The organism is Aeromicrobium sp. Leaf350 (genome assembly GCF_916858655.1).
In the GTDB taxonomy this organism is placed as follows: Bacteria; Actinomycetota; Actinomycetes; order Propionibacteriales; family Nocardioidaceae; genus Aeromicrobium.
This window is the reverse complement of record NZ_CAKASL010000002.1, coordinates 356,112-378,379: the sequence shown is the minus strand read 5'-3', so window position 1 is coordinate 378,379 and position 22,268 is coordinate 356,112. Positions and strand designations below refer to the sequence as shown.

The window sequence follows — 22,268 nt, the reverse complement described above, 5'->3', positions numbered from 1 at the left end:
TCGTCGTTCAACCCTGGTGCGGCTCAGACGTCGTCGTCACCCAGCAGCGAGCGCATGCGGCGCGGCTGCGGCTCGGCGGGGGCGCTGCTCGGGTTCGAGCTCACGCCGTTGCCGTTGGCGGCCGGGGCCGCGTTGGCCTCGGGGGTGTTGTCCGACGACGCGAGCTGCTCGAGCTGCGTCTGGAAGTAGTTCTTCAGACGGGCGCGGTACTCGCGCTCGTAGGCACGCAGGTGCTCGACCTCGCGCTGGGCCTCGTAGCGCTCGCGCTCGATGCTGGCGAGGGCCTGCTCGCGACGCTGCTTGGTCTCGTCGTCGAGCTTCTGCGCGCGGATGCGGGCGTCGGTCTCGAGACGGTCGGCCTTGCCACGCGACTCGGTCTCGAGGCGCTCGGCCTTGGCACGGGCCTCGCCCACGATGCGGTCGGCCTCCTCCTTCGCCGCCTCCATCAGCTGGTCGGCGTTGGTCGAGGCGATCTCGAGCAGGCGCGCCGCAGCCGAGGACGCGTCGGCGACCGACGGTGCTCGCGTGGCGACCGGCTCGGCCGCGACCGGAGCCGGCTCGGGAGCCGGCGTGGGCTCGGGGATGACGGGGGGCGCGGTGACGGCGGGCGCCGGCGGCTCGTGCACGGGCGGAGCGACCTGCGGGATGAGTCCCGTGGGCTCGCCGGTCGACGCCGCGGCCACCTTCGCTCGCAGCTCGTCGTTCTCCACGGTCAGGCGCTCCAGCTCGGACTCGACTTCGTCGAGGAACTGGTCCACCTCGCCCATGTCGTAGCCCTCGCGCAGGCGCACGGGCGTAAAGCGCTTGTTGCGCACGTCCTCGGGAGTCAGGGGCATCAGTTCACCTCAGGGTCGGGTTGAGACTTTCGATCGATCCTACGCTACCCGTGGGTCGGCCACTCCTGCCACACCCGTCCCACTGGTGACTCAGACGGTGGTGGCGCGCACCACGCTGATGAGGATCTGGATGACGATCAGCAGGATCAGCGGAGACAGGTCCAGAGCGACCTGTCCGAGCCGCAGCGGGGGGATGACACGACGGATCGCCCGCAGGGGCGGATCGGTCACGACGTAGATGCCCTCGCACAGGACGGCGACCCAGCCACGGGGCGCCCAGTTGCGTGCGAAGACCTGGATCCACTCGATGACGAATCGCGCCAGGAGCAGGACGATCGCGATCCAGAGGACCAGCAGGACGATGTCGGCGACGCCGGCAGGCATACGTCGGCGTCAGTTGTGGTCGTAGAGGCCACCGCCGGCGATGCGCTGCTTGTCCTCGTCGGACACCACCACATTCGCCGGGGTGAGCAGGAAGACGCCCGCGGTGACGCGCGTGATGGCACCGTGCACCGAGAACACCAGGCCGGCACCGAAGTCGACCATGCGCTTGGCATCGGCGTCGTCCAGCTCGGTCAGGTTCATGATGACCGGGACGCCGCTGCGGAAGTTCTCGCCGACGACGCGTGCGTCGTTGAACGTGCGGGGCGTGACGGTCTCGATGCGCGTGACGTCGGAACCGACGGCCGCGACCTCGCGGCGGCGACGGTCGTCGATGTTGGCGACGGCAGCCGGCCGGATGACGGCGGGCGTGCGCGCAGGGCGCGACGGCGCAACCTCGGCACGGGGCTCCCGCTCCCGGGTCGGGGTGGGCTCCTCGTCGTACATCTCGTCGTAGTCGGCCTGCTCGACGAGGCCGAGGTACTCGCCCATCTTTCGCATTGCGCCAGCCATGACTGCCCCTCAGGTGTGTGGTGCGGCGGGGCCGCACCGTGGTTCGTGGTGGAGACCTGAGAATTCACTCAAATCACATCAGTGACATTACCCGAGCGGTGCCCGTTCGCCGAGGATCGCGCGCCCGACACGCAGGTGTGTCGCGCCGGAGGCCACGGCGGCCTCGAGGTCGCCACTCATGCCGGCCGAGATCGTGGTGGCGCCGGGGTGGTCACCGCGGAGCCGTTCGGCGATCGACGCGAGGCGCTCGAAGACCGGCACCGGGTCGATGCCGATCGGCGCCACGGTCATGACCCCGCCGAGGCGGAGCCACTCCGTCGCGGCGACCGTGTCGGCGAGGGCAGCGAGGTCGTCCGGGGCGGCGCCTGATCGGCCGTCGGAGGGCTGGTCGAAGTCAGGGCCGAGGTCGACCTGCAGCAGGACCTCGAGGTCACGCTCCGCGGCCACGGCACCGCGGCCGAGCGACGCGACGAGCTTCGCGCGGTCGACCGAGTGCACGACGTCCGCGTAGCGCGCCACGGCGCCGGCCTTGTTGGTCTGCAGACCGCCCATGAAGTGCCACCGCACGGCGGCGTCGACGCCCATCTCGCTCACTGCCGCGGCCTTCTCCCCCGCCTCCGGGTGACGGTTCTCGCCGACCTCGGTGACGCCGAGCTCGGCGAGGAGCACGACGTCGGCGGCGGGATAGGTCTTGGTGACGACCACGAGCGTGAGCTCCGAGCGGTCGCGTCCGGCGTCGGCGCAGGCCGCAGCGATGCGCTCCTCGACCGCGGCCAGGTTGGTCCGCAGCTCCTCGAGCCGGTCGCTCATCGCACGACCACCACGACCCCGTGGCGGCCCGCGGCGTCGCCGTCACGGCGGTGCGAGTGGTGCCGGCGATCCTCGATCGTGCAGCCGCCGAGGTCGACGACCTCGACCCCGGCCGCCTCCAGCTGGGAGATCACCCCGGCACCGATGTCGAGCGCGGAGGTGTCCCACGACGTGCGTGAGCGGGTGCCGGGCACGGCAGCGTCGACCTCGGCCGCCATCGCCTCGGGCACCTCGTAGCAGCGACCGCAGGCGCGCGGGCCCACCCAGGCGCGCAGGCGCACGGACCCGGACTCGCGCAGGGCGTCGACCGCAGCCGGCACCACGCCTGCCACGAGCCCCACGCGCCCCGCGTGCACGACGGCCCCGCGGGCGGAGTCGAGGTCGAGGATGCCGATCGGCACGCAGTCGGCCGCGCGCGCGACGGCGGCTCCCGGGGCGTCGACCAGCACCGCGTCGGCGTCGGTCAGCTCGTCGTCGAGCTCACCGCCCCGGATCGGGAGCGTGGCCCCGAGCGTCGCGACCGTGCGGCCGTGCACCTGGTGCACGGCCCCGACCGTCTCGACGCCGAGCTCGCGGGCCAGCCGCGGGTACGACGCCGGGTCACGCAGGTCGAGGCTGGCGTCCGTGAACGCCACCTCGACCCCGTGCGCCAGGCGCTCGTGCCGGAGGAACACTCAGCGCAGGAAGTCGGGGATGTCGAGGTCGTCGTCGTACTCGACCTCCACCGGCTCCAGCGGGCCGTCCAGGTGCGGGTCGGGCTTGAGGTAGTCGGACGCCTTGGTGGGCGTCGACTCCGCAGCGGCTGCAGGAGCGGCCGCCGCAGCGCCACCCTCCTTGAGCAGGGCCGGCTGCGACGCGTCGCGCACCTTGGGCTCGCCGCCGTCGAAGCCGGCGGCGATGACGGTCACGCGGACCTCGTCGCCGAGCGCGTCGTCGATGACCGCACCGAAGATGATGTTCGCCTCGGGGTGCACCGCGTCGGCCACCAGGCCGGCCGCCTCGTTGATCTCGAACAGACCCAGGTCGGACCCGCCCGCGATCGACAGCAGCACGCCGCGCGCACCCTCGATGGAGGCCTCGAGCAGCGGGCTCGAGACGGCCATCTCGGCCGCGACCGCGGCACGCTGCTCACCGCGGGCCGAGCCGATGCCCATCAGCGCCGACCCGGCGTCGGACATGACCGACTTCACGTCGGCGAAGTCGAGGTTGATCAGGCCCGGCGTCGTGATGAGGTCGGTGATGCCCGAGACGCCCTGGTGCAGCACCTGGTCGGCCTGCCGGAAGGAGTCGAGCAGGCTCACGTTCGGGTCGCTGATCGACAGCAGCCGGTCGTTCGGGATGACGATGAGGGTGTCGACCTCCTCGCGCAGCGCCTGGATGCCGGCGTCGGCCTGGCCCGAGCGGTTGCGACCCTCGAACTTGAAGGGCCGCGTGACGACGCCGATCGTGAGGGCGCCGAGCGAGCGGGCGATGCGCGCGACGACCGGCGCACCGCCGGTGCCCGTGCCGCCGCCCTCGCCGGCCGTCACGAAGACCATGTCGGCGCCCTTGATGGCCGCCTCGATCTCCTCGGCGTGGTCCTCGGCGGCGCGCTTGCCGATGTCGGGGTTGGCGCCGGCGCCGAGCCCGCGGGTCGAGTCGCGGCCGACGTCGAGCTTGACGTCGGCGTCGCTCATGAGCAGTGCCTGGGCATCGGTGTTGATCGCGATGAACTCGACACCCTTGAGCCCCACCTCGATCATGCGGTTGACGGCGTTGACGCCGCCACCGCCGATGCCGACGACCTTGATCACGGCGAGGTAGTTCTGGACCGCCATGGTGTTCCTTCCGGGCGATGTCCACCGAGGCGGTGGAGGTGCGGCTGGGGTTCGAGTGACTGGTGGGAGGTGGCCTAAACTGTGACCCTCACGTGGAGAGTTATAGTTATGTCAACCTCGTGCTGGTCCGACGGTACGTGTCTGCGCCTGACCGCATCGGGACGACACGCCGAGCACTCCCACGCTGATTGGCGGGTCTGCGTCTCACTCGCGCGTGGTGGGCTGCTCGGGGGCGCTGACGTCGTACTCGGTGGCCTGCACCGACGCCAGCAGGGCCGTGATGACCTCGAGCTTGCGCTCGGAGTCCTCCGAGCTCCCCCACCGCACGCTGCGACCGTCCAGGAGGTGCAGCGTCACGGAGTCCTGGCTCTCGGCCTCGCCGTACGCGACCTGGGCCAGCAGGTCGGGCGCCTTCTCCCGCAAGGTCGAGACGACCGACCCGAGACCCTCCAGCGACTGCTGGCGGTCGCGCGGGTCGTTGGTCTCGATGCGGATCTCGGTGAGCTGGGGCGGCTCGTCGAACGACCGGAAGTCGGCTCCGAAGCGGTCGACGCCCCGGATCTCGCCCTGCGCCTCGATCCAGGCCACGGCCGTGCGCTCGGTGACGCGGATCGTCACGGTCCCGGGCCACGAGCGCGAGACCTCCGCGGACTCGACCATGGTCAGGGTTCGCACCCGCTCCTCGATCGCGTCGAGGTCGAGGCGCGCCAGCGGCCGGCCGAGCGGGACGTCGGCGGCGGCCTCGACCTCGGCCTCGCTGAGCTGCTCGGTGCCCGTGACCTCCACCTCGTCGGCCGCGAGGAGCGACGAGAACGCGACCACCCACGCACCGGCTCCGAGGACCAGCAGCACGACGAGCACGATCAGCACGCGCACCGCGCGGTGCAGGCGCGCCTGTCGGCGGCTCCGGCCGAACAGGCCTCGGGTGTCGGACATCGGCGTCAGCCCCCGGTGGGGGCGGCGCCGAGCCTCTCGAGCACGCGCGGCCCGACCGTCGTGATGTCACCGGCACCGAGGGTCAGCAGCACGTCACCCGGTCGCACCAGGTCGACGAGCACCGTGTCGAGCGTGTCGATCGGCCCGCCCTCGCTGGCGGGAGTGCCGACCACGGCGGAGACCACGAGTGCAGACGTGACGGCGGGGTCGGGATCCTCGCGAGCGAGGTAGAGGTCGGCGACCACCACGCGGTCGGCGCTCGAGAGGGCCGCGCCCATCGCCCGACCGAAGATGCGGGTGCGGCTCACGAGGTGCGGCTGGTAGGCCACGACCAGGCGGTCGTCGCCGGCCACGGCACGCGCGGCGGCCAGGTCGGCGGCGATCTCGGTGGGGTGGTGGGCGTACGAGTCGTACACCCGGACCCCGCCGGCCTCGCCGAGCAGCTGCATGCGCCGCGCCGCGCCTGTGTAGGTGGCGAGGCCCGCGGCCGAGGCCAGGAGGTCGGCACCGAGCCGGTGGCTCGTCGCGAGCGCCAGCAGGGCGTCGCGGGCGTAGTGGGCGCCGACGACCCCGAGGACGACCTCGACCCGCGCACCGCCCGGCCCGGTCGCGGTGAAACGCGTGCCGGCGGCCGAGATCTGCAGGTCCGAGCCGTGCCAGTCGGCGGCCGGGTCGCCGAAGCCGCAGGTGAGGACGTCGAGCCCGCGAGCCGTGCCCGTCGCGACCAGCGCGGCGGATCCCTCGTCGTCGACGTCAAGCACGAGGAACTCCCCCACCGTGCCGACGAACTCCTCGAAGGCACCCGCGTAGGCCTCCGGCGTGCCCCAGACGTCGAGGTGGTCGGCGTCGACGTTGGTGACGATCGCGCCCGCGGGGCGGTAGACGAGGAAGGCACCGTCGGACTCGTCGGCCTCGACCACCAGGTCGTGGCCGCCACCGAGGCGGGCGTTGGTGCCCAGCCGGGCGACCTCCGCGCCGATCGCGAACGAGGGGTCGACACCCGCCTCGAGGAGGGCGCAGGTGAGCATCGCGGTGGTGGTGGTCTTGCCGTGCGTGCCGGCGACCGCCGTGGTGCGGCGCCCCGCCATGAGCGAGGCGAGCCCCGCGGAGCGCGGCCACAGCCGGACCCCGGCCTCGCGGGCGGCGACGACCTCGGGGTTGTCCTCGCGCACCGCGGTGGAGACCACGACGGTGTCGGCGCCGGCGACGTTCTCGGCACGGTGGCCGAGGTGCACCGTGATGCCCTCCTCGGAGAGCGCTCGGGTGATGGCCGAGCGCGCCTGGTCGCTGCCGCTGACCTCGACCCCGTGCTGCCGCAGCAGGCGGGCGATCGCGGACAGACCGGCGCCGCCGATGCCGACGAGGTGGACGTGGCGGAGTGCCGAGGCGGGCTCGATGACCTCCGGGACGGGAACGCGCATCAGGGGATCCCGGCCGACGACCCGGCGGCGAGCACCATCTCGGCCAGGCGACGGTCGGCGTCGCGCGGGAGCTCGTGCTGGGCGGCGTCGCTCATGGTCGCCAGGCGGTCGTGGTCGCTCAGCAGCGGCACGACGACCTGCTCGACCCAGCGCGACGTGAAGGCCTCGTCGTCGATCAGGAGGGCGCCGCCGGCCTGCACGACGGGGTGGGCGTTGACGGCCTGCTCGCCGTTGCCGATCGGCAGGGGGACGAATGCGGCGGGCAGGCCCGTGACCGCGACCTCCGTGACGGTGTTGGCTCCGGCGCGGCACACGATGAAGTCGGCCGCCGCATAGGCGAGGTCCATGCGGTCGACGAAGCCCTCGACGACGTACGGCGCGTCGCCGTCGCGGCGGTCGGGCAGCGCCTCCTCGACGCGACCGGCCACGTGCAGCACCTGGATGCCCGCCGCGGCGAGCTCGCGGGCAGCACCGGAGACCGCGAGGTTGATGCGACGGGCACCCTGCGACCCTCCGGTCACGAGCAGCGTCGGGCGGTCGGGGTCGAGACCGAAGAACTCGCGGGCCTCGGCCCGCAGGGCGGCACGGTCGAGCTGCGAGATCAACCGGCGGATCGGCAGGCCGATGAGCCTCGCGTGCGGCAGGTGCGTGTCGGGGAAGCTGGTCGCGACGTGGGTCGTGAAGCGGGCACCGAGCTTGTTCGCGATGCCGGGCCGGGCGTTGCCCTCGTGCACGACGATCGGCACGCGCTTGCGCGCAGCGAGGTAGGCCGGGACGGACACGTAGCCGCCGAACCCGCACACGACGTCGGGCTGCACGCGCTCGATGATCTCGCGCGCGGCAGCCACGGAGCGGCGCAGGCGGACCGGCACCTTCGCCAGGTCGGCCCCGGGCTTGCGCGGCAGCGGCACGGGCGGGACGAGCTCGAGCGGGTAGCCGGCCTGCGGGATCAGCGTGACCTCGAGACCGCGCGGCGTGCCGAGGCACGTGACCTCCGCCCCGGACTCGCGCAGCACCTCCGCGGTCGCGAGCAGGGGCGAGGTGTGTCCGGCGGTTCCACCGCCGGCGAGCAGGACCTTGAGGGTCATCGTGCCGCCCCCGTGAAACAGCAACGATACGGAGCCATCACGCTGACAATCCGATGGTTCACTCGCTGGCGCTCGTTCATCGTGCCTTCCGCTGTCGTGAGGCGAGGGCGCGCTCGGCGCCCGGTTCGGTCAGGGCGCACCTGGCCAGCAGGCCGAGTGCGGTCATCGTGACGAGCAGGCTCGACCCGCCGTACGACATCAGGGGCAGCGTGATGCCGATGACGGGCAGCAGGCCGAGGACCATGCCGATGTTGATCGCGGCCTGGACGCTGATCCACACCGTGATGCCGATCGCGAGGTAGTGCGCGAACTGGTCCTTGGTGCGCAGCGCGATGCGGACCCCGGTGACGACGAGCACGACGAAGAGGATCAGCACGATGAGGGTGCCGAACAGGCCGAGCTCCTCGCCCACGACCGCCAGGATGAAGTCGGTGTGCGCGTTGGGCAGGGCGCCCCACTTCTGGCGGCTGCCACCGAGGCCGACGCCCCAGAAGCCGCCCGTGGCGAGCGCCATCATGGAGTGGATGGCCTGGTAGCCCGTGCGATCGGGGTCGGACATCGGGTCGAGGAAGTTCATGAGGCGGTCCATGCGGTGCGGCGCCGTGGCGACCAGCAGGACCAGGGCCACGCCGAGCAGGGCGACACCGCTCGCGACGAGCTTGCGCGGCAGCCCGACCGCCAGGAGCATCCCGAAGATCACGGCGAACAGCACGAGCGCGGTGCCGAGGTCCTTCTGCAGGACCACCAGGCCGGCGACGAAGCCGGCCACGGGCAGGACCGGCATCAGCATCGCGTGGGTCGAGCGGCGACCGTGCAGCGCCTTCTGCCGGTTGGCGTAGAGCGCCGAGATCCAGATGATCAGGGCGAGCTTCGCGAACTCCGACGGCTGGAGCCGGAAGCCCCCGACCAGCGGCAGCCAGTTGCGGTTGCCGCCGACCTCGACGCCGATGCCCGGCACGAGGGTCAGCAGCATGAGACCCAGCACGGCCACGAGCAGGATCGTCGCCAGCTTCTTGATGACTGCCAGCGGCATCTTCAGGGCGATGTACGCCCCGCCGAGCCCGAGGACCGCGAACAGCCCCTGCTTGATGACGATGCCGTAGGAGTTGCCACCCGAGCGGTAGGCCAGCACCGAGCTCGAGCTCAGCACCATGACCAGGCCGAGCCCGACGAGCAGCGCCGAGGCACCGAGCACGAGCTGGTACGACGCGAGCGGACGCTCCAGCACACGACGCAGGGCCTCGGCGGGCCGACGTTCGGTGGAGGTGCTCACGAGGTGCTGCTCCTGGTGCGCGCTTCAGGCGGGGTGCGTGGGGAAGGGTGCGGTCCAGGTCCGGTCAGGAGCGGGTGAGGCGCCTGGCGGCCGCAGCGAACGCTTCACCGCGGTGGGCGTAGCTGCGGAACTGGTCCATGGACGCGCACGCGGGGGCCAGCAGCACCGTGTCGCCCTCGCGGGCGAGCGACGCCGCAGCCCGGGCGACCGCGTCCATGAGGTCAGTCTCTACGCTCTCGACCTCGATCACGGGCACATCGGGCGCGTGTCGCCGCAGGGCCTCGGCGATGAGCTCGCGGTCGCGGCCGATGAGCACGACGCCCCGCAGGCGGTCGGCCACGTCGAGCACGAGCTCGTCGAACGTGGCTCCCTTCGCGAGTCCGCCCGCGACCCAGACGACGTCGTCGCTCGAGCGGATCGCCGCACGGGCCGCGGAGACGTTGGTGGCCTTGGAGTCGTCGATCCAGCGGACTCCGTCGGCCTCGGTCACGAACGCCATGCGGTGCGCGTCGAGCCGGAAGGCCCGGAGACCGTCGCGCACGGCGCGCTGCGACACGCCGTGGGCGCGCGCCAGGGCCGCGGCGGCCAGGGCGTCCGCGACGACGTGCGGGGCCGCGGGGACCCCGTCCCGCTCCAGGTCGGCGAGGGTGCCGATCTCGGCGGCGCTCGTGTGGCGGTCCTCGACGAACGCGCGGTCGGCGATGACGTCCTCGACGAGCCCGATCATGCTCGGGCCGGGCATCGCGAGGGTGAAGCCGACGGCGCGGCAGCCCTCCACGACCTCGGCGTCCATCACGAGCTGCTCGGTGACCGGGTCCTGGGCGTTGTAGACGCAGGCGACCTGCGTGTTCTCGTAGATGCGGCCCTTCGCGGCCGCGTAGGCCTGCTCGTCGCCGTGCCAGTCCAGGTGGTCGGGCTCGACGTTCAGCACGACGGAGGCCTCGCACGAGATCGACGAGCTCCAGTGGAGCTGGTAGCTCGACAGCTCGACCGCGAGGACGTCGTACGGCTCGGGGTCCATCACGGCCTCGAGGACGGGGCGGCCGACGTTGCCGACGGCGTCGCTGCGCAGCCCCTCGGCCAGCAGGATCGCGTTCAGCATCTGCACCGTGGTGGTCTTGCCGTTGGTGCCCGTGACGGCGAGCCACGGTGCGGCCCCGGGTCCGCGCAGCCGCCAGGCCAGCTCCACCTCGCCCCAGACCGGGACGTCGTGGGCCGCCGCCTCGACGAGCAGGGGGCTCGACGGCGGCCAGCCGGGCGAGGTCACCACCAGGTCGACGTCGCCGAACGTCACCCCGGCGTCCGGGCCCATGCGCACGTCGACGCCGAGGATCTCCAGCAGCGTGGCCTGCTCGCGCTGCCGGCCCTCAGGCACCGCGTGGTCGACCACGACGACGTCGGCACCCAGGTGCTGCAGCGTGTCGGCCGCCGCGTACCCGCTGGCACCGAGCCCCGTCACGACGGCGCGCACGCCGGACCAGGAGGACTCCCGGCCGAGCGTCCGGGGGTCCTTGCGGGGAACGAGGCTCACAGTCCGGTGACCCATTCCCAGTAGAAGATGCCGAGGCCCGTCGCGACGCACAGGCCGCTGATGAGCCAGAATCGCACCACGATCGTGATCTCGGCCCAGCCCAGCAGCTCGAAGTGGTGCTGCAACGGAGCCATCCTGAAGATCCGTTTGCCGCCGGAGAGCTTGAAGTACCCCACCTGCAGGATCACCGAGGCCGTGATGATGACGAACAGGCCGCCGAGCACGACGAGCAGGAGCTCGGTGCGGGTCATCAGCGCGAAGCCGGCCATCGCGCCGCCGAGCGAGAGCGAACCGGTGTCGCCCATGAAGATCTTGGCGGGCGAGGTGTTCCACCACAGGAAGCCGAAACAGGCTCCCGTGAGGGCCGACGCGACGATCGCGAGGTCGAGGGGGTCACGGACGTCGTAACACTTCGCGCCGCCCTCGATCGCGCAGCTCTGGTTGAACTGCCAGATGTTGATGAGCACGAACGCGCCGAACACCATGACGGACGCCCCGGTCGCGAGGCCGTCGAGCCCGTCGGTCAGGTTGACGCCGTTGCTGGTGCCCGCGATCAGGATCAGCACCCACACGACGAGCAGCACGGTCGGCAGCTCCCAGCCGGCGAGGTCGCGCGTGAAGCTGATCGCGTGGGTGATCGGCGTGTCGCCGTCCTCGTTCTCGAACCGGATCGCGAGGAGCGCGAAGACCAGGCCGACCGCCACCTGACCGATCATCTTGGCCTTGCTGCGGAGCCCGAGGCTGCGCTGGCGCGAGATCTTGATGTAGTCGTCGAGGAAGCCGATGGCACCGAGCCCGACGAACAGGAAGAGCAGCAGCAGCGCGGAGGCACTGGGCACGTTGCCGACCTGGAGGCGTCCGGCGGCGTAGCCGAGCACGACGCCCACGATGATGACGAGGCCACCCATGGTCGGCGTGCCGCGCTTGACGTGGTGCGAGGTGGGTCCGTCGTCGCGGATCAGCTGCCCGTAGCCCTTGGAGACCAGCACCTTGATGGCCAGGCGCGTGCCGAGCAGCGTGCTCATCAGCGCGACGGCTCCGGCGATCAGGATGGCCAGCATCGGGGGTGGTGTTCCTCTCGATCGAGCGACAAGCAGGTCCAGTGGTCCCCAGGCAGTATGCCGGGTCCGTCAGCGAAGGGCGTCGGCGACGCGCTCCAGACGGCAGCTCCTCGATGCTTTCACGAGCACCACGTCGCCGCGACGCAGGCTGGCCCGGAGGTGGCTGACGGCCTCCGTGACGTCGGCGACGACCGTGCCGATGGAGCCTGCGGCCTCTGCGATGGGCGCCGCCTCGGGTCCCACCGCGACGACGGCGCGCAGCCCGGAGCGGGCCGCGAGCTCGCCGACCGCCCGGTGCAGCCCCTCCGACTCCGAGCCGAGCTCGAGCATGGGTCCGAGGACGGCGACACCGCGCTCCCCCGCCGCAGCGGCGAGCCAGCTGACGGCGGCGGCCATCGACTCCGGGTTGGCGTTGTAGGCGTCGTCGACCACGACCACGCCGTCGTCGGTGACGTGGCGCGCCATGCGGTGCGGGGAACGGGCGGCGGCCGAGGCCAGCCGCTCGGCGGCGACGGTGAAGTCGATGCCGACCGCGACGGCCATGGACACGGCAGCAGCGGCGTTCGCCCCGTGGTGCAGGCCCAGCTGCGGCAGCACGACGTCGACCGTGCGGCCACCGTGCTCGAGCGTCAGGGCCGGGAACCCCGACGGATCGAGCTCGAGCCTCGTGAGCCGGACGTCGGAGGTCGGGTCCTGGCCGAAGCCGAGGACGTGAGCCCTCGTGCGGCCAGCCATCGCGCGGACCCGCACGTCGTCGAGGTTGAGGACGGCGGTGCCCGTCGGCGCGAGCGCCTCGACGATCTCGCCCTTCGCGCGCGCCGTGTCGTCGAGGCCGCCGAACTCCCCGACGTGGGCCGAGCCGACGTTGAGGACGGCCGCGACGTCGGGCGGGGTGATGGCGCAGAGCGTCGCGATGTGGCCAATTCCCCGCGCTCCCATCTCGACGACCAGGAACCTCGTCGCGGGCGTGGCCCGCAGGACCGTCAGCGGCACGCCCCACTCGTTGTTGAACGATCCCTGCGGGGCGACCGTGGGGCCCTCGGCCTCCAGGAGGTGCGCCAGCAGGTCCTTGGTGCTGGTCTTGCCGGCCGAGCCGGTCAGGGCGATTGTCGTCAGCCCGCCGGCCGACAGGACGTCGTGCACGTGTCTAGCCAGGCGTCCGAGCGCGGCCGTCACGTCGCTCACCACCACCAGCGGCATCGTGGAGCCGGGGAGCTCGCGCTCGACGAGGGCCACGGCCGCGCCGCCCGAGGCCGCCGCGGCGACGAAGTCGTGGCCGTCGGCGTGCTCGCCCGACAGGGCGGCGAACAGCCCGCCCGGCTGCACTTCGCGGGAGTCGATCACGGCGGGCGCCGTGACGGCGGTCGAGCCGTCACCGACCACCCGGCCGTCGACGACGCGTGCGAGGTCGTCGATCGTCAGCGGGATCACGCGGGACCACCCCGACCCTCGAGCACCGCTCGGACGACCTCGCGGTCGTCGAAGGGGTGCACCACTCCGTCGATCTCCTGCCCCGTCTCGTGCCCCTTGCCGGCGACCACGACGGTGTCGCCGCGTCGCGCCAAGGAGACGGCGTGGGCGATGGCCTCGGCCCGGCCCCCGATCTCGATCGTCTCGGCGGGTCCGGCAGCACCCGCCAGCACCTCGCGCCGGATGCGTGCCGGGTCCTCCGACCGGGGGTTGTCGTCGGTCACGACCAGGACGTCCGCGAGCTCGGCAGCGGCCGCACCCATGATCGGGCGCTTGCCGGCGTCGCGGTCGCCGCCAGCCCCCAGCACGACGATCAGCCGCCCTGCCGTGACCGGCCGCAAGGCGTGCAGGACCGCGGTGACCGCATCGGGCTTGTGGGCGTAGTCGACCACCACCGTGAAGTCCTGCCCGGCCTCGACGTGCTCCATGCGTCCCGGCACCCCCGGCGACGACGCGAGCCCTGCGGCCAGCTCGTCGAGGTCGCGGCCCTCTCCTGCCAGGGCGACGAGCACGGCCACGGCATTCGAGACGTTGAAGGCACCCGGCAGCGGCACGGTGACGTCGACGGCCTCGCCGTGCGGACCCACGAGCTGCAGCTCGGACCCGAGCCGGTGGGAGCGCACGTTGACGGCACGCCAGTCGGCGGGCGACCCCTCGGTCGAGTAGGTCGTCATCGGCACCCCGGCGGTGCGCGCCAGCTTCCGTCCGTGCTCGTCGTCGAGGTTCACGACGCCTCGGCGGGCGTGCTCGGGCGTGAAGAGCATCGCCTTGGCCGCGAAGTAGTCGTCGACGTCGACGTGGAAGTCCAGGTGGTCGCGCCCGAGGTTGAGGAACACGGCCACGTCGAAGGCGAAGCCGTCGACGCGCTGCTTGACCAGCGCGTGGCTCGAGACCTCCATCGCGCACGTGCGCACGCCCTCCTCGCGCATGACGGCGAACAGGGCCTGCAGCTGGGGCGCCTCTGGCGTCGTCAGCGAGGAGGCGACGGGGCGGCCGAGGATGCGGGTGCCGATCGTGCCGACCACGGCCGACGGCGAGCCCGCCGCGGCCTCGGCGAGGTAGGTCGAGGTCGTCTTGCCCTGGGTCCCGGTGACGCCGAGCGACGTGAACGACCGGGTCGGGTGGTCGAAGAGCTCCGCGCTGAGGCGGCCGAGGGCGGCCCGCGGGTCGTCGAGCACCACGACCGGGACCTCGGTCGCGTGCGGGCCGATCTCCGCCGCACCGGCGGGATCGGTGAGGACGGCGACGGCGCCGGCCGCTGTCGCGTCGGCGGCGAACCGGGCTCCGTGGGCACGCGCACCGGGCAGCGCCGCGAAGAGGTCCCCGGGCACGACCTGGCGGCTCCCCAGGCTGATGCCGCTGATCTCGACGCCGGCCGGGGCCGTCGCGGTCGGATCGACCGTCCGGAGAAGGTCGGACAGGTCTCGTCGGGGCGACTCCTGCGGTCGGTCACGCATCAGATCAGCCACCGCTCGAGACTACCGGTCGGCCGGACCGACCGAGCGGCGCCTGAATTGTCGAATTCGTCGATAAACCGTATTCTCGCGTTTATGGCAAAACGCACGATTGCGAAATACTTCTCCGACCTCAGCGGTCAGGAAATCGAGTCGAATTCCCCGACGGTGCATTTCGCGTTCGACGGCGCGAGCTACGAGATCGACCTGACCGACGCCGAGGGAGCCGAGCTGCGTGAGGCCCTGGCGCCCTACGTCGCCGTCGCCCGCCGGGCCTCCGGCACCCGTGCCGCGCGCAAGGCCAGCAGCACCGGTGGCCCGAGCCCGAAGGACGTCCGCGCCTGGGCCGTTGAGCAGGGCCTCGACGTGCCCGCCCGCGGCCGCATCCCCGCGACCCTCACCGAGGCCTACGAGTCCGCCCACTCCGGCGGCTGAGCGCTTTCGAGGCACGCGACCACGCCCGCTTGACTTCGTCCTGTGGTGACGGACAAGCGGCATGGACCAGGCGCGGTGGGCTCCGGCTCTCGGTTGCCTGCGGGCCGTCCGCCGCCACAACCCTCAGATTGCGTCCCAGCGGACCGGGAATGAGGCATTGCGGTAGCTCGGGCAGCCGAGGCGCATCATCGCTCCCCCGCCGCCCTCGTCTGTCCCTGCCGGCTTGTCCTCAGCCGCCAGAGGCCGCCGTCTACCAGGTCTGCGGAGTGCCCGGGTTCGCGGCGCCGGTCGGCAGGATGCCGAAGCGCTGCAGGGCCATCGACATGATGTCGCGGAAGACCGGGGCGGCCGTGCCGCCGCCGCTGGCCGCGGCCGTCGGGTTGTCGATCACGACGTAGGTGAGGAAGCGCGGGGCGTCGGCCGGGGCGAACCCGACGAACGAGACCGTGTGCTCGCCGCTGACGTAGCGACCCGTGTCGGGGTCGACGCGCCAGGCGGTGCCGGTCTTGCCGGCCACGCGGTAGCCGGGGATCTGTGCGACCGGGGCCGAGCCGTCCTCGGTCACGACGGCCTCCATCATCGTGGTGACCGACTTGGCCGCCTCCGGCGAGATGATCTGCTGCGGCTCGTCCTGCGCCGTCGCCGTCGTGGTGCCGTCGGGCGCCTCCAGACCGCTGACGACCGTCGGGTCGCAGATCTGGCCGCCGTTGGCGATCGCGCCCACGGCCCGCACCATCTGCATCGCGGTGACGGAGATGCCCTGGCCGAACGAGATCGTCGCGTGGTTGGCCTTCGACCAGCCGGCCGGATCGGTCAGGATGCCCACCGACTCACCCGGGAGGTCGATGCCGGTCTTCTGCCCGAAGCCGAACTTGCTCAGGTAGGAGTGCATCGTCTCGTCGTCCATCTGCTGGGCCGCGAGGATCGTGCCCAGGTTGGAGGACTTCGCGATGACGCCCGCAGCGGTCAGCTGCAGCACGCCGTGGTCCCAGGCGTCGCCGATCGTGAAGCCGTCGATCGTCATCTCCGCGGGCACCCGGATCGGGGTGGTCGGCGAGATCTTGCCCTGGTCGGCGAGCGCCGCCATCGTGACCGTCTTCATGACCGAGCCGGGCTCGTAGACCGTCTGCAGGCCGCGGCTCACGGTCATGGCGTCGGTCAGGTCGGTCTTCGCGTCGGCGTCGAACGTGGGCACCTGCGACATCTGCATGACCTCGCACGTCTGCACGTCGAGCGTCACGGCCAGGCCCCAGTCGGCACCGGCGGACTGCACGGCCTGCGAGAGCACGTCGTCGGCGTACCACTGCAGGTCGCTGTCGATCGTGGTCGTGACGTCGCTGCCCGGCACCATGTCGGTGACCTGGCTCTCGGCGAGCGGGATCTTCTCCCCCGTCGGCGAGACCGAGTAGGTCGCGGAGCCGTCGGTCCCCGACAGCAGCTCGTCGTACTTCTGCTCGAGTCCTCCGACACCGTCCCCGTCGGCGTTCAGGCGGCCGATCAGGTTCGCCGCGACCGAGCCGTTGGGGTAGGACCGCAGGCTCTCGTGCTGGACGAAGACCCCGTTGAGGTCCTCCTCCTCGAGCTGGTCCATGACCTGGTCGGCCTGCCAGGCCGGGATGTCCTTGACGACGTACACGAACCGGCTGTCGGGCTTGCGCAGCTGGTCGATGACGTCGAAGTAGTCGATGTCCGAGCCCAGCACCTCGCGCAAGATGCCCGCGATCTGCGGCGCGTGCTCGCCCGTCAGCTTGGGGTCGGCGGTCAGCGTGATGCCGTCGTAGCTCGTCGCGAGGGCGACGCCGTTGCGGTCGAGGATCTCGCCACGCTCCGCGGGCACGACGGTGGACCGGGTGCCCGCGTCGCTCGCCATCGCGGCGTACGCGCTGGTGTCGAAGCCCTGGATCTGCAGGAGGCGTGCACCGAAGGCGAGGAAGACGGCCAGGACGATCACGAGGCTCATCCGCACCCGCTTGCGCACGATGCCGGCGCGCCGGGTGCGCGTCGAGGCCGCGCTCATGGCTGGGTCCCAGCCGGGGTCGGGACGCCGATGATCTCGCCCGTGTCGGGCTTGAGGAAGACAGGGGTCGCGTTCGGCACCATGCCGAGCGCCGTCGCCGCGGCAGCCAGCGAGGCCGGGTTGCTGAGCCGGTCGGCCTCGTACTCCAGCTGCTGCTGCTGCACCTCGAGGCTCTGCGCCTCGGACTGCAGCCGCGCGAGCTCGAACGCCTGGTCCTGCAGCGCCGTGCTCATGACGACCAGGCCCACCAGGCCCGCCGAGAGCATCGTCACCACGACCACCACGAAGGGTGCACGGCGTGCGCGGGCGCGGGCCGGTGCGACGATCCGGAGGGCGCGCTCACGGGCCGCACCGGCGCGGGACAGGTCCCGGGTCGGAGCGGCGGCAGTGCGGGCGGACGACCGCACCGTCGACCGCGCAGGCGAAGCGCTCATGCCGCCACCGCCTGGAAGTGCGTCAGGGTAGGCGGCAGCGTCATGAGGAGACCCACGTTCACTCGCTGGCGCTCGCTCATGCCGCCGTCCTCTCCACGGCCCGCAGACGCACGGAGGCGGCGCGGGGGTTGGCCTCGATCTCGGTGGGAGACGCCGTCTCGGCGCCTCGGGTGAGCAGACGGAACCGGGGGCGCTGGTCCTCCGGGACGATCGGCAGGTCACGCGGCGCGGTGCTCGTCGTGACGGTCGCGAAGCCGCGCTTGGTGATGCGGTCCTCCAGCGAGTGGTACGACAGCACCACGACTCGCCCGCCCACGCCCAGGACGCCGAGCGAAGCCGGGAGCGCGCGCTCGTACACCCGCAGCTCGTCGTTGACCTCGATGCGCAGCGCCTGGAACGTGCGCTTCGCCGGGTTGCCGCCCGTGCGACGGGCCGCCTGCGGGATGCTGTCGCGGACCAGCTCGACGAGCCGGGCGCTGGTGCTGAACGGCTCGATCGCGCGAGCCCGCACCACGTTGTCGGCGATGCGCTTGGCGAACTTCTCCTCGCCGTAGACCCGCAGCACGCGGGCCAGGTCGCGGGCGTCGTACTCGTTCAGCACGTCGGCCGCGGTCAGCGGTCCGCTCGCGTCCATCCGCATGTCGAGGGGTGCGTCCTGGGCGTACGCGAAGCCGCGCTCGGCCTCGTCGAGCTGCATCGAGGAGACCCCGAGATCGAAGAGGATGCCGGCGACCGACGTGACGCCGGCGTCGGCGACCACCTCGGCGATGTCGTCGTAGACGGCCTCGGCCGCGGTGAACCGCGCGCCGAACGGGGCGAGCCGCTCGGTCGAGAGACGCAGCGCGTTCGGGTCCCGGTCGATGCCGATCACGCGAGCCTGCTCGAAGGTCCGGAGGAAGGCCTCGGAGTGCCCGCCCAGACCCAGGGTCGTGTCCACGACCACGGCTCGCTCCCCTGCGGCCTCGACGGCAGGCGCCAGCAGCTCGAGCACACGCTCGAGCGCCACCGGCACGTGGGTCGGGGTGGTCATGGCCGCTCCTGGGGGAAGTCAGGTCGTACGGGGAAGAGGTGCTGCGGGTGCGGCCGTGGGTCCAGACCCCCGGCCGTGCAGGTCTGGCGCCGGGGAAGTGCGCCAGAACCGCTCGGTCGGAGATCTCGCTCCACGGACGGGGTCGTGGTCAGAACAGGTCGAAGTCGTCCTCCTCGCCGAGGTTCGCGAAGGCCTCGTCCTGCTCGGAGGTGAACTGCGTCCAGCGCTGCTCGTCCCAGATCTCGATCCGGTCCATCGCACCGATCACGGCGCAGTCGCGCTCCAGGGAGGCCCACTCGCGCAGCAGGCCCGGGATCGCGATGCGTCCCTGCTTGTCGGGCACCTCGGTCGAGGCGCTGGCGTACAGCGAACGCTGGAAGAAGCGCACCTGCCGGTTCGTGAACGAGGACGCCCGCAGCTTCTGCGTGAGCTCGGAGAACGTCTCGGGCTTCCACCCGTAGATGCAGTTCTCCTGACCCTTCGCCAGCACGACGCCCTCGTGGAACATCGCGCGGAACTTCGCCGGCAGGAAGATCCGGCCCTTCTCGTCGAGCTTCGGGGTGAACGTGCCGAAGAACTGCGCGGACTCGACGGTCACGGCGCACCTCCTCGACATCGCGTCGCGTCACCGCGACTGCTCCCTTTTGCTCCACAGTACTCCACTTTGCACCACTCGGGGTCGGATCTGCGGGCATGACAGGACGTTCGACGTCGGCGTGTCGCCGCGACGACGGCGCAAGGGGCCCGGGAACACGCGAAAAACCCGTCCCGGGAAGGGACGGGGAGGACCGTGGAGGGGCGATGGACGCAGAACGCCCCCGCCGACCGGGCTCAGCCGGTCACGGGGGCGTCAGGTGGTGCGGGGTGGAGCGCGGGGTCAGCGGCCGCCGTCATCGTCGCGACGGTGCTGCCAGCGCTGCTCCATGCGCTCGACGAAGTTGCCGGAGCGTTGGGGCTTGGCCGACTTGCCACCGCCGCGCGGCGCCTTGGGGCCTCCGCGACCCGCGGGGCCCGAGTCGGAGCCGGAGCCGAGGCCACGACGCCAGGCGGTCACGACCAGGTAGCCGCTGCCGATCATCAGCACGAAGCCGATCACGGCGAGCCACGTGTAGGTGAGCATCGTGCCGTAGAACAGGACACCGAGGCCGGCGAGGAAGCCGATGCCGGCGACCACGGCGATCCGCCGGTTGCGGGCCTCGAGTGCGGACCCGCGCAGTGTCGAGGCAAAGGCCGGGTCCTCGGCAGCGAGCGACTGCTCGAGCTGCTGGAGAAGTCGGGCTTCCTCGTCTGACAGCGGCACGGTTTGCCTCCTGGGCGAATGGCTTTGGTCAAAGTCTAGGTCCCCATCGGTCAACGGACCACCCGGATGCCCGACTAAGGTGCTCGCATGGCTCGGATCGTGGTCGTCGGAGCGGGATTCGCCGGGCTGTCAGCGGCCGCTCGGCTCGCCAAGGCACGCCACGAGGTGACCCTCCTGGAGGCGTCCGACCGCCTCGGCGGTGCGCTCCACGGGCTCGAGATCGACGGGCACCGCTGGAACCTCCACCCCCAGACGGTCACGACCCCCGGCGTCTTCCGCGACCTGTTCCGCAAGTCCGGTCGCACGATGGAGGCCAGCCTCGGGCTCACGCCGGCCGGCCCGCACCGGCACGTCTTCACCGACGGCTCCGTGCTGGACCTCCCCCACGGTCGCCGCAGCGAGCAGCACGACGCCGTCGAGGAGCTCGCCGGGTTCGACACCTGGTCGCCGTGGGTCGACTCCCTGGCCGAGGTCTGGGAGGTGCTGCGCCGCCAGGCCTACGACCAGGTGCTCACGGGGCCCGACGCGTTCGACCGCGAGGCACGCCGCCTCCTGCACCCGCGCCGGATGCTGTCCTCGTTCGGCAAGCGCAGCTTCGGGGACCCGCGCCTGCTCAAGCTCGTCCTCGACCCGGTGCGGCACGCGGGCCTGGACCGCGGCTCGACCCCCGCGTTCGTCTCGGTCTGGCACTACGTGGAGCGCGCGTTCGGGCACTGGTCCTTCGACGGCGACTGGCTCGGCCTCGCCGCGGCGCTCGAGAAGCGCATCACGGAGCGCAAGGTCGACGTGCGCCTGAACACCCGGGGGCTCGCCCTGGTGCGCGACGGCGGCCAGGTGGTGGCGGTCGAGACCGAGAACGGTCGCCTGGAGTGCGACACCGTCATCTGGTGCAACCGCTCGGTGCCCGCGGGTGAGCAGCGGGCGCCCGGCATCCCCGCGGTTCCCGCCTCGCGCACGCTGCTGCGGCTCGACGGCGACCCGCCCGAGCTGGCGCACGAGACCACGATCCACGCCAACCCGCCCGTCGTCGCCCACCGCACCGCCCCGGGGTTGTGGACGCTGGAGCACCGCAGCGGCGAGAACGTCCTCACGGCCCTGGCCCGCGTCGGCGTCGACCTGCGCGATCGGGTGATCGAGCGCCACGACCTCCGCCCGGCCCAGGTCGTGGCGCACGTCGACGACGGGTGGACCTGGACCGGTTGGACCTCGATGTTCCGCCGACCCGGCGTCGCCCCGCGCGGCGGCCTGTTCCACGCCGGTGCCCACGCGCACCCGGGTCCGCGCCTCGAGCACATCGGCATGGCGACGGCCGCGATCGCCGCCGCCCTGGGCGACGTCCCCCGCGTCCCCCGGAAGCAGGACCAGGTCTAGAAGTCCGACCGGCCCGGCTCATCCGCGGGTCATCGGCAAGATGTGTGCACCAACCGGCCGCTATGGCGCAGATCGAGGTCGGTTAGCGCACACATCGTGCGGCTGAGGGCTGCCGTGGCGCGCCGCTGCTGTCCATGCCGCTTGTCCGGCACGTGCGCCGGGCAGCTCCAGCCGAAGCGCCCTAGAGCACGCCGTCGGCGCGGAGGGCGTCCCAGATCTCCCGCGTGGCCTTGGAGCGGTTGAGCGTGATGAAGTGCAGGCCCGGTGCTCCGCCGGCGATCAGGTCGCGGCACAGCTGCGTGGCGAGCTCGATGCCGGCCGCGCGGACCTTGGCTGAGTCCTCGGCGAGCGGCTCGATGACGTCGAGCACCTCACGCGGCATCTCGGCGCCCGACAGCTCGGCCATCCGGGCCACCTGGCCGAAGTTCAGGATCGGCATGATGCCCGGGATGATCGGCATGTCCGAGCCGTGCGCGCGCACGCGCTCGACGAGGTCGAAGTAGTCCGAGGCGCGGAAGAACATCTGCGTGATGGCGAACTCGGCGCCGGCGGCACCCTTCTCGGCCAGCACACGGGCGTCGTCGTCGAGCGATCCCGCGTCGGGGTGGCCCTCGGGGAAGGCGGCGACACCGACCGTGAAGGTGCCACGCTCGCGCGCCATCTCGACGAGCTCGATCGCGTAGGTCATGCCGCCGGGGTGCGACTCCCACTCCGCGCGCGGACCGCCCGGCGGGTCACCGCGCAGGGCCAGGACGTGCTCGACCCCCGCCTCGGCGTACTGGCGCAGGACGTCGTCGACCTCGTCGCGGGTCTGACGCACCAGCGTCAGGTGCGCGACGGGGCACAGGCCGGTCTCCTGCGAGATGCGCGAGGTGACGCGGACCGTGCGGTCCTGGCTCGTGCCGCCGGCACCGTAGGTGATCGACACGAACGTGGGCTGCAGGGCCTCGAGCTCGGTGATGGTGTCCCAGAGGACCTCCTCGCCGGCGTCGTCCTTGGGCGGGAAGAACTCGAAGGACACGGTCGGCTCGCTGCTGCTCAGGTGGTCGAGGAGCTCGCGGTTCCGGTCGGGCACGAAACGGTCAGGCAC

21 protein-coding genes and 1 pseudogene are annotated in these 22,268 nt (G+C 72.0%); 2 read left to right on the top strand and 20 right to left on the bottom strand.

Annotated elements, in window-relative coordinates; all coding sequences use genetic code 11:
• Positions 1–23 precede the first annotated feature (23 nt).
• The 14 genes and pseudogenes from LO931_RS10770 to LO931_RS10705 form a co-directional block, all read right to left on the bottom strand.
• Positions 24–836: a DivIVA domain-containing protein gene (locus LO931_RS10770; RefSeq protein WP_229053598.1), complete on the bottom strand. Its 813-nt coding sequence runs from the start codon at positions 834–836 to the stop codon at positions 24–26.
• A 90-nt stretch (positions 837–926) separates the two neighbouring features.
• A complete protein-coding gene (locus LO931_RS10765) occupies positions 927–1,220 on the bottom strand; it encodes a YggT family protein (RefSeq protein WP_229053597.1) in 294 nt (97 codons plus the stop codon).
• Positions 1,221–1,229: 9 nt separating this feature from the next.
• Entirely contained in the window at positions 1,230–1,730 is a 501-nt protein-coding gene (locus LO931_RS10760; protein WP_229053596.1) for a cell division protein SepF, read from the bottom strand.
• An 87-nt stretch (positions 1,731–1,817) separates the two neighbouring features.
• Complete coding sequence (locus LO931_RS10755; protein WP_229053595.1) at positions 1,818–2,540, bottom strand: YggS family pyridoxal phosphate-dependent enzyme; 723 nt, start codon at positions 2,538–2,540, stop codon at positions 1,818–1,820.
• Positions 2,537–3,214, bottom strand: coding sequence for a polyphenol oxidase family protein (locus LO931_RS10750; RefSeq protein ID WP_229053594.1), 678 nt, complete (start codon positions 3,212–3,214; stop codon positions 2,537–2,539). Before LO931_RS10750 ends, LO931_RS10755 begins: the two co-directional genes overlap by 4 nt.
• 167 nt (positions 3,215–3,381) lie before the next feature.
• Positions 3,382–4,357 (bottom strand): annotated as a pseudogene (ftsZ, locus tag LO931_RS10745) (cell division protein FtsZ); the annotation flags it as partial.
• Positions 4,358–4,561: 204 nt separating this feature from the next.
• Positions 4,562–5,293 carry a cell division protein FtsQ/DivIB gene (locus LO931_RS10740; RefSeq protein WP_229053592.1) on the bottom strand — a complete coding sequence of 244 codons (732 nt, stop codon included), beginning with the start codon at positions 5,291–5,293 and terminating at the stop codon, positions 4,562–4,564.
• Positions 5,294–5,298: 5 nt separating this feature from the next.
• Positions 5,299–6,714: a UDP-N-acetylmuramate--L-alanine ligase gene (gene murC, locus LO931_RS10735; RefSeq protein WP_229053591.1), complete on the bottom strand. Its 1,416-nt coding sequence runs from the start codon at positions 6,712–6,714 to the stop codon at positions 5,299–5,301.
• Positions 6,714–7,802 (bottom strand): undecaprenyldiphospho-muramoylpentapeptide beta-N-acetylglucosaminyltransferase, encoded by a 1,089-nt coding sequence (gene murG / locus LO931_RS10730; protein ID WP_229053590.1) that lies wholly within the window; start codon positions 7,800–7,802, stop codon positions 6,714–6,716. The genes murC and murG overlap by 1 nt, the downstream gene beginning before the upstream one ends.
• A 76-nt stretch (positions 7,803–7,878) precedes the next feature.
• Entirely contained in the window at positions 7,879–9,075 is a 1,197-nt protein-coding gene (ftsW, locus tag LO931_RS10725) for a putative lipid II flippase FtsW (RefSeq protein WP_229053589.1), read from the bottom strand.
• A 64-nt stretch (positions 9,076–9,139) separates the two neighbouring features.
• Positions 9,140–10,621, bottom strand: coding sequence for a UDP-N-acetylmuramoyl-L-alanine--D-glutamate ligase (gene murD / locus LO931_RS10720; RefSeq protein ID WP_370636100.1), 1,482 nt, complete (start codon positions 10,619–10,621; stop codon positions 9,140–9,142).
• Positions 10,603–11,667 carry a phospho-N-acetylmuramoyl-pentapeptide-transferase gene (mraY, locus tag LO931_RS10715; RefSeq protein ID WP_229053587.1) on the bottom strand — a complete coding sequence of 355 codons (1,065 nt, stop codon included), beginning with the start codon at positions 11,665–11,667 and terminating at the stop codon, positions 10,603–10,605. The genes murD and mraY overlap by 19 nt, the downstream gene beginning before the upstream one ends.
• Before the next feature lie 69 nt (positions 11,668–11,736).
• Positions 11,737–13,098 (bottom strand): UDP-N-acetylmuramoyl-tripeptide--D-alanyl-D-alanine ligase, encoded by a 1,362-nt coding sequence (gene murF, locus LO931_RS10710; protein ID WP_229053586.1) that lies wholly within the window; start codon positions 13,096–13,098, stop codon positions 11,737–11,739.
• The gene (locus LO931_RS10705; RefSeq protein ID WP_370636123.1) at positions 13,095–14,594 is read right to left on the bottom strand and encodes a UDP-N-acetylmuramoyl-L-alanyl-D-glutamate--2,6-diaminopimelate ligase; all 1,500 of its coding nucleotides are present in this window, start codon (positions 14,592–14,594) and stop codon (positions 13,095–13,097) included. Before LO931_RS10705 ends, murF begins: the two co-directional genes overlap by 4 nt.
• A 93-nt stretch (positions 14,595–14,687) precedes the next feature.
• Between LO931_RS10705 and LO931_RS10700 the strand changes: the two genes are divergently transcribed.
• The gene (locus LO931_RS10700; protein ID WP_229053584.1) at positions 14,688–15,026 is read left to right on the top strand and encodes an Lsr2 family protein; all 339 of its coding nucleotides are present in this window, start codon (positions 14,688–14,690) and stop codon (positions 15,024–15,026) included.
• Between the two features lie 250 nt (positions 15,027–15,276).
• Here the strand turns inward: LO931_RS10700 and LO931_RS10695 are convergent, their stop codons facing one another.
• From LO931_RS10695 to LO931_RS10675, 5 genes are all read right to left on the bottom strand, one after another.
• A complete protein-coding gene (locus LO931_RS10695; RefSeq protein ID WP_229053583.1) occupies positions 15,277–17,043 on the bottom strand; it encodes a penicillin-binding protein 2 in 1,767 nt (588 codons plus the stop codon).
• Positions 17,040–17,477, bottom strand: coding sequence for a hypothetical protein (locus tag LO931_RS10690; protein ID WP_229053582.1), 438 nt, complete (start codon positions 17,475–17,477; stop codon positions 17,040–17,042). Before LO931_RS10690 ends, LO931_RS10695 begins: the two co-directional genes overlap by 4 nt.
• A 76-nt stretch (positions 17,478–17,553) precedes the next feature.
• Complete coding sequence (rsmH, locus tag LO931_RS10685) at positions 17,554–18,507, bottom strand: 16S rRNA (cytosine(1402)-N(4))-methyltransferase RsmH (protein ID WP_229053581.1); 954 nt, start codon at positions 18,505–18,507, stop codon at positions 17,554–17,556.
• 148 nt (positions 18,508–18,655) lie between these two features.
• The gene (gene mraZ / locus LO931_RS10680; RefSeq protein ID WP_370636099.1) at positions 18,656–19,105 is read right to left on the bottom strand and encodes a division/cell wall cluster transcriptional repressor MraZ; all 450 of its coding nucleotides are present in this window, start codon (positions 19,103–19,105) and stop codon (positions 18,656–18,658) included.
• 279 nt (positions 19,106–19,384) lie between these two features.
• Positions 19,385–19,807, bottom strand: coding sequence for a DUF3040 domain-containing protein (locus LO931_RS10675; protein ID WP_229053579.1), 423 nt, complete (start codon positions 19,805–19,807; stop codon positions 19,385–19,387).
• An 87-nt stretch (positions 19,808–19,894) separates the two neighbouring features.
• Between LO931_RS10675 and LO931_RS10670 the strand changes: the two genes are divergently transcribed.
• Positions 19,895–21,178 carry an NAD(P)/FAD-dependent oxidoreductase gene (locus LO931_RS10670; protein ID WP_229053578.1) on the top strand — a complete coding sequence of 428 codons (1,284 nt, stop codon included), beginning with the start codon at positions 19,895–19,897 and terminating at the stop codon, positions 21,176–21,178.
• Positions 21,179–21,359: 181 nt separating this feature from the next.
• On the opposite strand, the gene metF is transcribed toward LO931_RS10670, so the two are convergent.
• The gene (gene metF / locus LO931_RS10665; RefSeq protein ID WP_229053577.1) at positions 21,360–22,268 is read right to left on the bottom strand and encodes a methylenetetrahydrofolate reductase [NAD(P)H]; all 909 of its coding nucleotides are present in this window, start codon (positions 22,266–22,268) and stop codon (positions 21,360–21,362) included.